This window comes from Actinokineospora enzanensis DSM 44649 (genome assembly GCF_000374445.1).
GTDB lineage: Bacteria > Actinomycetota > Actinomycetes > Mycobacteriales > Pseudonocardiaceae > Actinokineospora > Actinokineospora enzanensis.
The window spans coordinates 73,430-86,776 of sequence record NZ_KB894431.1 but is presented as its reverse complement, the minus strand read 5'-3'; the positions used below and the strand labels follow the sequence as shown (position 1 = coordinate 86,776).

Here is a 13,347-nt window from a genome sequence, read left to right as displayed (position 1 = left end):
AACCGCCACTCGGTGCGAACTCCGAGCGCAGCCGCGCCCGCGGCAGGTCGCAGGCACCAGTCCCGATGCGATGGTGATGGCGCTGCCCGCGCAGGAGTTGAGGCTGACGCCGAACAGCGGCAGGTCGACCAGGCGCGGGTTCGCCAGGAAGACGCTCTCGAACCCCTGGGAGATCTGCCAGTCGAACCGCCCGCGGCTCGCTGCCGTCGGGCACCGCGCTCGTGGTCTCCTCGATCGCCGTCGCGGCGAGTGACCACACCGGAACCAGCCGTCTTGCGGACGGTGCGCAGACCTTCCTCCAGCAGCCGGTCCCGGTTCTCGACGGTGAACCACGGCGCGTCCGCGACGGGCACGGCCTCGCCAGGGTGTGCCCGGGCTCAAGCAGGAACACGTCATCGCGTTCGTCGATCAACCCGTGCGCGGTCAGCCGCCTGCCCAGTTCGAGCGCGGCCCGCGTCCGCGACGGCCGGGGGCGGGCCGGGCCGGGGGCGCCCGGACACCTGGAACGCAGCGCACTGACGGATTCGGTCATCACGCCTCCGCCACCCAGCAATGCCTGCTCGATCCGAAAGCCCGAACGGTGCGAAGGGCCGGTTTCCACCAATGGATCTGGCCGCTCGCCGTCGCGTGTCGTAGAGTGTTCGTCAACAGATGTAGACCTATCGGCACCCTAGGACGCGCTGTGGCGGGAAGCCCGACCGGCTGCCTCGACCGACAGGGCGGACGGACCGGGACGCCCCTGTCCTGACGTCCCTGCTCGGGAGCAAGTATGCGCGCGCCATCGCACAGGAAATGCGCGCGAGTCGCGCCCGGCACCCTGCCGAGCGGATCGAGCGGGCCGCAGTGGCACGCACGGCCGCACCTGGCCGAACAGCTGACGGGCAACCGGGACACAAAAGGACGTGATGGGAATGGGTCGGCATGCTCCGGGAGCGGTCGAGACCTACCGTCCGCCGACCCGGCGTGACCTGAGCGGCCCCGGTCCGTTCCTGTTCTGGCTGGTCCGCTCGCAGCGGTCGCGCATCGCCGCCGGGATGGCGCTGGGCAGCACGTGGATGGTCAGCCTGGCGCTGCCGCCGTTCGTGCTGTCCCAGGCCATCGACCACGGGCTCATCCCCGGCGACCGACCGGCCCTGCTCCGGTGGGCGGGCGCGCTGCTGGTCTCCTCCGTGCTCATCGCGGTCCTGGCCATCTCCCGGCACCGCACGATGAGCCGGATCAGGATGGACGCGTCGTTCCGGACCGTGCGGGCGACCGTGCGGCACTCGACCCGGCTCGGCTCGACCCTGGCCAAGCGGCTCAACAGCGGCGAGGTGGCCGCGATCGGCATCGGCGACGTCCAGACGGTCGCGCAGGCGATGACGGTCACCGGGCCCGGGTTCGGCGCGGTGGTCGCGTACGCGTGCATCGCGGTGATCATGTTCGACATCTCCGTGCTGCTCGCGATCGTCGTGCTGGCGGGCGTCCCGCTCCTGGCCGTCTGCATCGGCCCGCTGCTGCGCCGGATCGAGCAGACCACCACCGGCTACCGCCGACTGCAGGGGCGGCTGACCGGCCGCCTCGTCGACGTGCTCGGCGGGCTGCGGGTGCTCAACGGCCTCGGCGGCAAGGACGCGCATCTCGACCGCTACCGGAAGCAGTCCCGGGAGCTGGTCGAGAAGGGGTTCCAGGTCGGGAACCCGGCCAGCTGGGTGGTGGCGCTCGCCACCGGCCTCCCCGCGCTGTTCCTCGCGGTCGTCGTCTGGATCGCCGCGCGCATGGCCGCGGGCGGGGAGATCTCGATCGGCGACCTGGTCGCCGTCTACGGGTACGTGGCGGTGCTGGTCGTCCCGGTCGCCGCCCTCATCGAAGGCGGCGGGGACATCGCCCGAGCCGTGGTCGCCGCCCGCCAGGTGACCGGTCTGCTCAGGATGGAGCCGGAGTACCGCGACGCCGACCCCGTCCGGCACACCGGCCCGGCGGGCCAGGCCCGCCTCGTCGAACCGGCCTCCGGTGTGGTGATCGAGCCGGGGTCGTTCACCGCGATCGTCAGCGCCCGGCCCGCCGACGCTATCGCGGTGGTGGAGCGCCTCGGGCGCTTCCGGGACACCGACGCGACCTGGGGGGATGTCCGGGTGGACGAGATCGCCGTCGACGTGCTGCGCCGACGCGTCCTGGTCGCCGACAACGACGCCGACTTCTTCGCGGGCACCGTCCGCGGCGCGGTCGCGGGCCGCCGGGAACCGGACGACACCGCGATCCGGAAGGCGCTGCACGACTCCGTGGCCGACGACATCGTCGACGCGCTGCCCCACGGGCTGGAGTCCGCGGTGGTGTCCGGGGCCACGACCCTCTCGGGTGGACAGAAGCAGCGGATGCGGATGGCACGGGCCCTCTACGCCGAACCGGACGTGCTGCTCGCCGTCGAGCCGACGTCCGCTGTGGACGCGCACACCGAGGCCGCCATGGCCGAACGCCTCGCCGCCGCGCGACGCGGTCGGACGACGGTGGTGACCACGACGTCGCCGCTGGTGCTCGACATCGCGGATCGGGTCGTCCTGCTCGTGGACGGGGCGGTCGCCCAGGTCGGCACGCACCATGACCTGCTGGCGTCCTCTCCGGACTATCGCGAGGTCGTCCTGCGCACCCGGCAAGCGGAAGAGGACGAGGTGATGGGCCGATGAGCGGCGAGGTCACCCTGCCGATCGCGTCGACCAGGCAGGTCGGCGCGGCGGCCTGGGCCGAGGTCAAGGCCGCCAGGGGCACCGTGGTCACCATGCTCGTGCTCAACGCGCTGGCCGCGGGCGCGGCCCTGGTCAGCCCGTGGCTGCTGGGCCGGATCATCGACGCGGTGCAGGGGGGCGCGGGGCCCGACCTGTTCGAGACGATCGACCTGCCCGCCTTCCTGATCGTCGTGTTCACCGTCGTCCAGACGGTGCTCGTGCGCTGGGCGCTCGCGGTCGGCTACCGCTTCGGCGAGCGGGCCGCCTGCAACATCCGGGAACGCTTCCTGCAGCGGGTGCTGTCCGTGCCCGCCACCGTCGTGGACCGCGTGCCGGTCGGCGACTTCGCGGTGCGCGGCACCACCGACGCGGCGATGGTCGCCAACTCGCTGCGCCGCGCCATCCCCGAGGTGCTGATCGCGACGGTCCAGGCGCTGTTCCTGATCGCCGCGGTGCTCATCGTCGACCCGCTCCTCGGCCTGTGCGGGCTGGCCTCGCTGGTCGGGGTCGGGGTCGCGCTGCGCTGGTACCTGCGTCGCGCCCGTCCCGCCTACCTGCACGAGGCGGCCACCGGGGCCCGGCTGGCCGACGTGATCACCAGCACGGCGAAGGGCGCGCGCACCGTGGAGGCGCTCGGCCTGCACGACGAACGGGCCAGCACGACCGACGACGCGATCACCGCGGCCCGCGGTGCCCGGCTGCGGACCCTCGGGCTGCGCACCGTGCTGTTCCCGTCCCTCGACATCTCGTACATGCTGCCGGTGGTCGCGGTGCTGCTGATCGGCGCCGCACTCGTCGACGGCGACGTGGTCAGCCTCGGCGCGGTCATCGCCGCGACCGTCTACCTGCGACAGCTCATCGGTCCCATCGACACCCTGACGCTGTGGGTGGAGCAGATCCAGGGCGCGGTGGCCTCCTACGCCCGGGTGGAGGGGGTCGAGGAGGTCACGGGAGTCGCCGCGGCGGCCACCACGACCACCGTGCGGGACGACAAGATCGTCGTCGACGACGTGCGCTTCGCCTACGACAGCGGCCGGGACGTCCTCCACGGCGTCGCCCTCACCGTGCGGCCGGGGGAACGGCTCGCGATCGTGGGTACCTCCGGCGCCGGGAAGTCGACTCTCGGGCGGCTCCTCGCAGGCGTGGACCGGCCCCGGGCAGGCACGGTCACCGTCGGCGGCGTGCCCGTCGCCGAGCTGTCCCCGGACCGCCTCCGCGAACAGGTGGTGCTGGTGACCCAGGACCACCACGTGTTCGAGGAATCCCTTCGGGACAACCTCCTCCTGGTCCTGCCCACGGCCACCGACGCCGAACTGGAGCAGGCGATGCGTGCCGTGGGTGCCGGTTGGGTCGACGACCTGCCGGAGGGACTGGACACGATCCTCGGCACGCAGGTCAAGCTCGACGGCGCGCAGGCGCAACAGCTCTCGCTCGCCCGGGTGGTGCTCGCGAACCCGCACACCGTCATCCTCGACGAGGCGACGGCACTGCTGGACCCGACGACCGCGCGGGCCACCGAGCGCTCCCTGGCCGCGGTACTGGAGAACCGCACGGTGATCGCCATCGCACACCGACTGCAGACCGCGCACGACGCGGACCGCGTGGCCGTGCTGGAAGAGGGCAGGCTCATCGAACTGGGCTCACACGAGGAGCTGGTCGCGGCCGGTGGCGTCTACAGCCGCCTGTGGCGCTCCTGGCACGGCGACTGAACGCTCCGATTCCGCGGATACGAAAGAGCCCCTCGGGCCGCTCAGGGTAGCGGCCCGAGGGGCTCTTTTGTGGTCGTTTCACGGGACTGACGACCCTGTTCAGCCATCGACGGACAAAACGACGCTATCGGGATGATTGGTGCTGTTCTGTCGTGAACAGTGGATAATGGACACGACCGCATGCCGAAATCTCGTCCCTGACCGGGGTGTACGGGTTTGTGCGGGAAACAGGACTCCACCGCGTGTCCGGCAGCATCCTTCTCCTGTCACCCCCGTGCCGATTCGGGCCGGGTGGCTGTCGATGGGGGACGGCAACAGGTCGACTCCCGTACGTGGACCAGGAGATCGGGAATGAACAAGAATCGCACCATGATCGTCGCGGCCGGATTGCTCGCGCTGGCCGCCGTCGCGGGTGCCGCGGGCAACGCCAGTGCGGCGACCCACGACACGAACATCCCGGGCGGGGACTACCTCGAAGCCAGGCTCCAGACGCAGGGTGGCTGGTCCGGTGTGGGTACGTCGTGCATCACCGTGCAGTCGGACGTGATCCTCTACGGGAACAACCCGTTCTACGCGCAGAGCATCAAGAACGAGACGACGCTCGACGCGTACGGTTTCCAACCCACCCTCTCCTGGCGTGGCATCACCCGGAGGGGCGGCAACGTCAGCGTCAGTCTGACGGACTCGTACACCAACGGCTATGACTGGCGCTCCACCATGGGCGGCGCCGCGTGCATCAACGTGACCACGCCGTACATCACCGGCGTCACGAAGGGTTCGGCATACGTTCCGTCCCAGGGCGGCTGGTACTACTCCAACGCAGGCATGAACTGACACGCCACGAGGGGGTGCCGCCGGAAAGGCGGCACCCCCTCGTCCTGAACCACAGGGAGGGATCTCGACCATGCCATCAAGAATCCGAAATGGGGCGGCGGCCCTTGTTGGAGTCCTTCTCCTGGCCGGTTGTTCCTCGGCCAAGGCGCCACCGGAGGCCTCGCCGCTCGCCGATCTCGTAGGTGGCAACGGGCTCTATGTCTCCGCGGAGACATTCGCGACCGTGCGCTCCGCCGTCAGCGTCTCCGACACGGTGTACGACGATCTGACGCTCAAGCTGGCGGGCAGTCCCGTTCCCGCGCCGTGGCGGACCTCGACAGGAGCCGCCGCCCTGGACGACTTCGCTCGTCAGCATCCCGTCTGGGGGCAATGGTTCATCGCGATGGCCGAGCAGGCCGCCGGTGCGTCGTCCGGTCGGCTCGACGCGCGGTCGGTGCTGCCGATGTTCCGCGAAGCGGGGTACTTTTCCGAGCCGGGGGAGAATTCGGCCGACGCGGCGGGAGAGGTCGCCGAGACGCAGGCCGCCTTGCAGGTGCTCGCGGGCTCAGGATTGCACCTGCCCGATCACGACGCGGAGCTGGTCGACCAGTGGCTGGTGACGCAGGCAAGCCGGATCCGGTACCCGGTCCAGGCATGCACCCTCGCCAAGGCGTTCACCTCCCTGGCGACACCCGCACCGCCCGGCATCGCCGCGTACGCGAACGACTGGATGGCCGCGCACGCGACCACCGGGCTGAACGAGGTCACGGCACTCTCCGACACCTATGGCGCCGTCTGCGCGGGCACACCGTCGGACGAGACCAGAAAGCAGCTGACCGTCGCATTGACACCATACGTCGACCGGCCCGGTCAAAGCACGTCACTGCAGCGGTTCCAGCTGGCACAGACGTGGCTGGCACTGGGCAATGACGCGAGCAGGCTGACGGCCTTGGCGGCCATCGCACGGTCCGATCTGGGCGACCGTGGTCTCGCAGGCGGCAAATCCACCCTGGCCGGTGGGCTGCTCCCCACCTACTTCGCGACGAAGATCGAGCGGCGGTCGGGCCATGGCACCGACCCCGCGGTCGAGACCGCGGTATCCCAGGCGTCGGTGGACCCGGCCACGGACCCGGTCGACTACCTCGCCGCGACCGCGACACTCTGCGAGATCCGGGCGTGCCACCTGGATCAGACGGCTGTCGACAAGGCCGTCTCCGCACTGCCGCGACACATCGACGAGCACGATGTCCAGACCTACGTCGACTCGGCCGGGATCCTGGGTTCGCTGCGGATGAGATACCCCGAGGTCACCATCGGCGATTTCGACAAGGGCACGGAAACGGGATTCTTCGGTCTGCTGCTGCTCGCCAGGGCAGGCTCGGAGGCCGCCGACAGGCAGTTGAGCACGGCCGAGATCACCGCCGCCTGGCGTGCCCACGGCGATTCATGGGACCTCCGCGAGATCAATGCCATGGTTCTCCTGTTGCAGTCACGGCATTCGCTCGACCCCGGGATGTCGGACGCGGTACGCGATCGGTACGACCGCTCACGTGGATGCGCCGGTCTGGATGTGCTGTACGCGACCGACGCGGGCACGGACTCCGGCTGTGATCTCTCGGCGACGCTGGACGCCATCGAGGCTGTCGGATATCTCCCTCACGGCACCTGATCCGGCGTTCGTGCCGCCAGGGGGACGGGTACACCCAAGTGTGCCTCGACCCTCTCCGCGTCGGGCACGCCGATCCGGACGTAGCAGTCGTGCGCGATCCGGAGCTGGCTCGCGCCCCGCGCCCGGTGTCCCTCGGTGCACAACGCCACCCCCAGGCCCTCGCGGGCGCGCGCGAGCCAGTACGGATCGCCGACCTTCCTGGCGAGCCCGAGTGCCCGCCGATGGTGGTCGAGCGCGGACGAGGTGTCCCCGAGTGCCGCCAGGACCTCGCCGAGCCCGATGAGCGCGGCGCACTCGCCCGCGGGCGTGTCGACCTCGCGGGCGGTCGCCAGCGCCTTGCGCAGATGCTCCGACGCGCGGCCGTGGTCGCGTTGCCGCCGATACAGGTCGCCGAGCGCCAGCAGGCTGTTGCACATGTTCGGCTGGTTGAGGTGCTGGCCGCGGATCTCCAGCGACCGCAGCAGGTCGGCCAGTGCCCGGTCGTCGTCCCCCTGCGCGAGCCGCACCCGGCCCCGGACCTCCAGCGCGTCGGACTCGGAGGCGGGCAGGCCGTGTGCCTGGGCGAGCTCAAGCGCCCGGTCCAGGTGCTCGGCCGCTCCCGCGTGGTCCCCGGTCCGTTCGCCGACGATGCCGAGCCAGGTGAGCGCCTGGACCTGGGGGTTGGGATAACCGTGGTCCTGGTGCACGGCGAGTGCCCTGAGCAGATAGTCGTGCGCTGTGCCGTACCGGCCGAGATGGAACGAGGCGATGCCCAGGTTCCCCAGGGTGTTGCCGACGCCGAGCATGCGGCCGAGCGACTGCCACACGGCCAGCGCCTCGTCGAAGTACCGGACCGCCCGCGCGTACCGGCACATCAGCACGTTGACGTTGCCCAGCCCCTCCAGGATGGCGGCCCGGTCGCCCGGGTCCTCGCACAGGGTCCGGGCCTGCTCGAACACGGCGAGTGCCTCCCTCCCCAGGCCGAGGCGTTCGTAGGCCAGGCCGCAGAAGCGCAGCGCGTTGGTCAGCCCCCTGCGGTCCCCGCTCGCTCGCGTGACCGTGACGGCGAGCGTGTGCAGCTCCAGCGCGTCGCGGTGGTGGCCGTGGTCGTGCAGGAAGCGCCAGGTGATGTGCGAGAGCTGGCTCACGTGCGCGGCGAGGCCGCAGGATTCCGCGCGCGCGGCGACGGCCAGCAGGTTGGGTCGTTCGGCCTGCAGCCAGCCGAGCGCGTCGGCGCGGCCCGCGAACTCCTGCGCCTCGGTGTCCGGCGGCGTGACGCGGGGCCGCCGCTCCCGCGTCGCGGGCTCGATCAGGTCCATGGCCACCGCGGCCGTGTACCGGTAGTGGTCGAACAGCCGGGTCAGGGCATCGAGATCCGGGTGTCCGCCCGACTCCTCGGCGGCAAGCTCCCTGGCATACGTCCGCAACAGGTCGTGGAACGCGTACCGGCCCGGGGTGTTCTGTTGCAGGAGATGCTCGTCCTGCAACTGCTCCAGCATCTCCCGCGCGGCGCCGACGCCGACACCGGCCAGCGCGGCCGCCGCCTGCGCGGTGAAGTCGCCGCCGGGGAACATGCCGACCGCGAGGAAGACCCGCCGCAGCGGTTCCGGCAATTCGGCCATGGAGAGGTCGAAAACCGCGCGCACGGAGCGTCGGCCGATGCTCGCGGAGACCACGCCTGCGTCGCCGATGCGTTCGGCGAAGTCGGCCAACCGCCACGCGGGCCGGGAACGCAGCCGGGACGCCGCCAACGAGACCGCCAACGGCAGGTAACCGCAGGCTTCGACGATCCGGTCGGCGGCGGCGGGCTCGGCGGCCACCCGGTCGGCGCCCGCGATCCTGGCCAGGAGGTCGAGCGCGTCCGACGGGTCGAACACGTCCAGCGGGTGGAACGAGGCCCCTTCGAGCGCGGCCAGGGTGCGCCTGCTGGTGATCAGGACCAGACAGGTGGGACTCGCCGGGATCAGGTCGCGCACCTGCCGGTCGTCCGTCGCGTTGTCCAGCAGGATCAGGGCGTTCTTGCCTGCCATGCGGTCGCGGAACATCGCCGCCCGCTGGTCCAGCCCGTCCGGGACCCGCTGCGCGGCCACGCCCAGCTGCCGCAGGAAGCCGTCCAGCACCGCGCCGGGGTCGGCGGGCGACTGCTCCTCGGCGAAGCCGCGCAGGTCCACGTACAGCTGCACGTCCGCGTACCGTCCGGCGCGCACCAGCTCGTGTGCGACGTGCACGGCCAGCCGGGTCTTGCCGACCCCGGCCATGCCCTCGATCGCCGAGACCACCACGGTGCGGGGCCTGTCCTCGACGACCGCCGCCATCAGCCGCGCGAGCTCCCGCGTCCGCCCGGTGAACGTCGCCAGGTCGGCGGGCAGCTGGCGGAACACGCCGACGGGACCGCCGGTCCTGGCGTCGGCGTGCGCGGCGATACAGGCGGACCGCCACCGGTCGACCGCCGCCTCGTCCAGTCCGAGCGCCCGGACGATCGCGACGACCAGGTCGATGTCCAGCCGCCTGCGTCCGGGTTTGAAGGCGTCCACCAACGTCGACGGCGACACCACCTGGGCGGGCCGCAGCAGGGGACCCACCCGGCCTGCGAGGCTCCGGTACGACGGTTGCCCCGCCCAGGTGCGCAGCTCCCCCAACAGTGCGATGAACTCGGCCAGATCGACGGCTCGGTCAGGACTCGGAGCCGTGTCCCCGGATACGCCAACACCAGCGCCCCCCACATGCCACCCCCGCAGCTTGTAGCCGACGACGAGTGTATGAGCTGTGCCGTCTCGTGGGGGGCGGGTTGGGCAACCGGACCGCGGAACGGTCCGCGCGCCCGTCATGTCCCGGCCTGCTGCCACCAGTCCCGAGCGGGTCGCGCTACCGGCTGGTGGCGGGTGTGCCAGCCGCCTGCCGCTTGGTCCTGGCCGCGGTCAGCCTGTGTTGCAAGCGGTGCGTCGACGCCGAGATTCCGATGGCCGCCACCAGGGCCGCGCCGCTCGCGATGCTCTGCCAGAAGGTGGTGACACCCAGCAGTACCAAGGAGTTCGTCAGCAGGCCCATGAACAGGACACCGACCACGACGCCGAACATGCTGCCCTCGCCGCCGGTCAGGGCCACTCCGCCGAGCAGGACGGCGGCGAGCACGGAGAGTTCGAAGCCGGTCCCCAGTTGGCCGGGCGGGGCCGAGTTCAGCCGGGCCACCGTGATCACCCCGGCCAGTCCGGCGGCCGCCCCGGAGAGGGTGAACAGCCAGAACGGGATGGCGCGGGTCTGCACACCGGAGAGGAAGGCCGCCTCGCGGTTGACGCCGACGGCGAACACGTGTCGTCCCGTGGGGGTCAGGGTGAGGAACACGCCCGCCGCGATGACGATGACGGCGGCGATGAGCACGGGGATCGGGATCCCATTGACCGCGCCCACACCGAGCGTGGTGAAGGAGGTGCCGAACCCGGAAGGGGCATACGGCGAGAGCAACTGCGCGAAACCGCGCACCGCGGTCAATGTGCCCAATGTGACGATGAACGGGGACAGGCCCAGCCACGCCGTGAGCAGACCGTTGACCGCGCCCACCAGCGCGCCCACCGCGATGGCCACGAGGACCGCGGCAGGCGTGCCTGCGCCGTCGCGCAGCAGCATCCCCGCGACGACGCCGCCGAGCGCGAGCGTGGAGCCGACGGACAGGTCGATGTAGCCGGCGATGACGATCATCGCGCAGGGCACCGCGGCGATGGCGATGATGGCGACGTCCAGCAGCACACCGCGCAGGTTCTGCCAGTTCAGCTGCGCCCCGGTGGCGATCTGCACCAGCACCACCATGGCGATGAGCAGGACCAGCAGCGGGTTGCGGACCAGGAAGTCGACCGCCCTCGTGGCGACCGGCCTGGCGAAGGGCCTACCGGAAACGGGCTTGCCGGAAACGGGCTTGGTGAAGGAAACCCCGGTCATCGGGCCGCCGCCTTCCGTGGGTCTTGGTGGATCAGGTTCAACAGCGTCTCCTCGTCGAGGTCCGCGGCGTGGTGCGAGCCGAGCAGGCGGCCGCCGCGCATGACGACCACGCGGTGGGCGAGGGCGAGCGCCTCCTCCGGTTCGTTCGTGGCGAAGAGCACCGCCAGTCCGGTGTCCTCCGCCAGGACCCTGAGCACGCCGTAGATCTCCGTCCGGGCGCCGACGTCGACCCCCTGCGTCGGGTCGTCCAGCAGCAGGACCCGGGCGGGCGCGGCGCCGTTGGCCCAGCGGGCGATCAGCAGCTTCTGCTGGTTGCCCCCGGAGAAGCGGTCGGTGGGCAGGCCGCGGTCCAGTGGCCGCAGGCTCATCCGCGCGCCGATCTCGGCGAAGACCTCGCGCTCGCGGGCGAAGGAGCGCATCGGTCCGCGGCGCAGCGCCGACATCGCCCGGATCAGCACGTTCTCCCCCGCGGGCAGGGTCCCGAACAGGCCCTGCCTGGCCCGGTCGGCGGGGACGAAGGCGATACCGCCGCGCAACGCCGCCCGCGGCGACGAGACCTCGACCGCCGCGCCGTCGACCTCCACCCGACCGGAGACCGGGCGTCGGGCGCCCGCCACGTGCTCCAGCAGCCGGGTGCGACCGGAGCCCACCAGACCGTAGAGGCAGACGATCTCCCCCGGCGACACCCGCAGCGACTGGGGCTCGGGTCCGCCGACGTCCAGGCGGTCGACGCGCAGCCGCGGCACGGTGTCCTGGCCCGCCGCCCGCGGTGCCGAGGTGGTCCGCGTCATCGGCGCGCCGGAGATCGCGGTGACCAGGTCGTCCTTGGTGAACCCGCGCTCGCCGGAGGCCCAGGCGACGCGGCCGTCGCGCAGCACCGTGGCGCGGTCGGCCAGCCGCATGACCTCGCCGAGCAGGTGCGTCACGTAGAGGATCGCGATTCCCTGGTCGCGCAGCCGCGGCACCAGCGCGGCGAGCCTGCGCGACTCCTCCGGCGACAGCGACGCCGTCGGCTCGTCGAGGATGAGCAGCCGAGCGTCCCGCAGCAGGGCCTTGGCGATCTCCACCTGTTGGCGCCGGCCGATCGGCAGCTCGTCCACGCGGGTGTCCGGGTCGACGTCGAAACCGACGCGCGCCAGCGCCTCCTCGGTCCGGCGGCGCTGTTCGGCGCGGCGCACGAGACCCCGGCGCGTCAGCTCGTTGCCGAGGAAGACGTTCTCCGCGACGGAGAGCGTGCCGATCAGGCTCAGATGCTGGTAGATCACCGCGACACCGTGGCGGATCGCGTCGGCCGGGGTCAGCGACGGCACCGTGGTGCCGTCGAGGTCGATCCGGCCGCCGCTCGGCTGGGTTCCCCCGCCGAGACACTTGATGAGTGTGGACTTGCCCGCGCCGTTGTGGCCGAGCAGGGCGTGGACCTGTCCGGAGTGGATCGTCAGGTCCACTTTGTCCAGTGCCAGGGTGGCCCCGTAGCGCTTCGAGATCCCGCTGAGCGTGACGGTCATGGTCCTACTCCGAGCCTGCCTTGATCCACTCGTCCAGGTCGGGGGATTCCTTGGTGATCAGGTACACCGGGGCGTTGTAGTCCTTGACCGAGGCGTTGCCCTCGCCGAGCCCGACGGGCACGTCCACCACGGCCTTCGCCATCTCCCGCGGCTTGACCGAGACCAGCCCGCGAACCATCTTCCCGTCCTTCATGGACTGCAGCAGCGGCGTGTTGCCGTCCAGCCCCCCGACGTAGGTGTCGGGGTCGTCGTCGGGCCTGCCCGCCGCGACCAGCCCCTGGTAGGCACCCTGCGCGGCGTCGCCGACCGCGGCGAGCACGACGTCGATGTCGGGGTGCTTGGCCAGCACCGTGCTGGTCATGGACAGCCCTTGCTCCGGGGTGATCGCCTGCTGCTGGTCGACGATCGTGGCCTCCGGCGCGTACTTCTTCAGACCGTCGACGATGCCCTGCGTGCGCTCCTTGCCGATCTGGTTCGATTCGTCCTTGAGCACGAGGACCTTGGCCTTGCCGTGCAAGGTCCGGCTGATCCACCCGCCCGCCGACTCGGCGAGCATGTCGCCTGCCTTGGTGAAGCTGAACTGGATCGAGGCGTCCTGCCCGGGGATGTCGCCGCCGTAGCTGATGAAGTACTTCCCGTTGTCCCGGTACTGACGCACGATGGACCCGACGGCGTTCGGGTCCATCGCGAAGGAGATGACCGCGTCCACGTCCTTGCGGGTGGCGTAGGTGGTCAGGTTGGAGATCTGCCGGTTCAGGTCCATGTTGTCGTTGGTGAACTCGATCTCGATCCCCCGGGCCGCGGCTTCCTCCTTCGTGTACCTCGACATGGTCGTGTAGATGGGGAGAGCCGTGTACGGGAAGTCGAAAACGATCTTCTTGACCGGGTGCGCGGGCGCGCTCGCGGCAGGCGCACCGCTCTCGCTGCCGGTGGACACCGTGCAGGCGCTCAAGGTCAGGGCCGCGACGGCGGGGATGGCGAGGAGTGCCCCGAGGGGAAGGCGCGCTCTCATTGTCTCTCCGAACTGTTGCCGGGGT

The 13,347-nt window shown here is 71.1% G+C and carries 8 protein-coding genes; 4 read left to right on the top strand and 4 right to left on the bottom strand.

What is annotated here, in order from left to right:
• Positions 1-911: 911 nt before the first annotated feature.
• From C503_RS0127905 to C503_RS0127890, 4 genes are all read left to right on the top strand, one after another.
• A complete protein-coding gene (locus tag C503_RS0127905) occupies positions 912-2,663 on the top strand; it encodes an ABC transporter transmembrane domain-containing protein (protein WP_018685517.1) in 1,752 nt (583 codons plus the stop codon).
• The gene (locus C503_RS0127900) at positions 2,660-4,411 is read left to right on the top strand and encodes an ABC transporter ATP-binding protein (protein ID WP_018685516.1); all 1,752 of its coding nucleotides are present in this window, start codon (positions 2,660-2,662) and stop codon (positions 4,409-4,411) included. Before C503_RS0127905 ends, C503_RS0127900 begins: the two co-directional genes overlap by 4 nt.
• A 351-nt stretch (positions 4,412-4,762) precedes the next feature.
• Positions 4,763-5,245 carry a hypothetical protein gene (locus tag C503_RS0127895; RefSeq protein ID WP_018685515.1) on the top strand — a complete coding sequence of 161 codons (483 nt, stop codon included), beginning with the start codon at positions 4,763-4,765 and terminating at the stop codon, positions 5,243-5,245.
• Between the two features lie 223 nt (positions 5,246-5,468).
• Complete coding sequence (locus C503_RS0127890) at positions 5,469-6,893, top strand: hypothetical protein (RefSeq protein WP_018685514.1); 1,425 nt, start codon at positions 5,469-5,471, stop codon at positions 6,891-6,893.
• Here the strand turns inward: C503_RS0127890 and C503_RS42755 are convergent.
• From C503_RS42755 to C503_RS0127870, 4 genes are all read right to left on the bottom strand, one after another.
• Complete coding sequence (locus tag C503_RS42755; protein WP_169514622.1) at positions 6,881-9,511, bottom strand: ATP-binding protein; 2,631 nt, start codon at positions 9,509-9,511, stop codon at positions 6,881-6,883. The genes C503_RS0127890 and C503_RS42755 overlap by 13 nt on opposite strands.
• Positions 9,512-9,737: 226 nt before the next feature.
• A complete protein-coding gene (locus tag C503_RS0127880; protein ID WP_018685512.1) occupies positions 9,738-10,805 on the bottom strand; it encodes an ABC transporter permease in 1,068 nt (355 codons plus the stop codon).
• On the bottom strand, positions 10,802-12,310 hold the full coding sequence (locus tag C503_RS0127875) for a sugar ABC transporter ATP-binding protein (RefSeq protein ID WP_018685511.1): 1,509 nt from the start codon (positions 12,308-12,310) through the stop codon (positions 10,802-10,804). The genes C503_RS0127880 and C503_RS0127875 overlap by 4 nt, the downstream gene beginning before the upstream one ends.
• 4 nt (positions 12,311-12,314) lie before the next feature.
• On the bottom strand, positions 12,315-13,322 hold the full coding sequence (locus C503_RS0127870) for a sugar ABC transporter substrate-binding protein (RefSeq protein WP_018685510.1): 1,008 nt from the start codon (positions 13,320-13,322) through the stop codon (positions 12,315-12,317).
• Positions 13,323-13,347: the final 25 nt, after the last annotated feature.

Bases quoted from the DNA above. Each gene is read 5' to 3' on its own strand.
- C503_RS0127880 (WP_018685512.1), bottom strand. From the start codon at position 10,805: ATGACCGGGGTTTCCTTCACCAAGCCCGTTTCCGGCAAGCCCGTTTCC.
- C503_RS0127875 (WP_018685511.1), bottom strand. From the start codon at position 12,310: ATGACCGTCACGCTCAGCGGGATCTCGAAGCGCTACGGGGCCACCCTG.
- C503_RS0127895 (WP_018685515.1), top strand. From the start codon at position 4,763: ATGAACAAGAATCGCACCATGATCGTCGCGGCCGGATTGCTCGCGCTG.
- C503_RS0127905 (WP_018685517.1), top strand. From the start codon at position 912: ATGGGTCGGCATGCTCCGGGAGCGGTCGAGACCTACCGTCCGCCGACC.
- C503_RS0127900 (WP_018685516.1), top strand. From the start codon at position 2,660: ATGAGCGGCGAGGTCACCCTGCCGATCGCGTCGACCAGGCAGGTCGGC.
- C503_RS0127870 (WP_018685510.1), bottom strand. From the start codon at position 13,322: ATGAGAGCGCGCCTTCCCCTCGGGGCACTCCTCGCCATCCCCGCCGTC.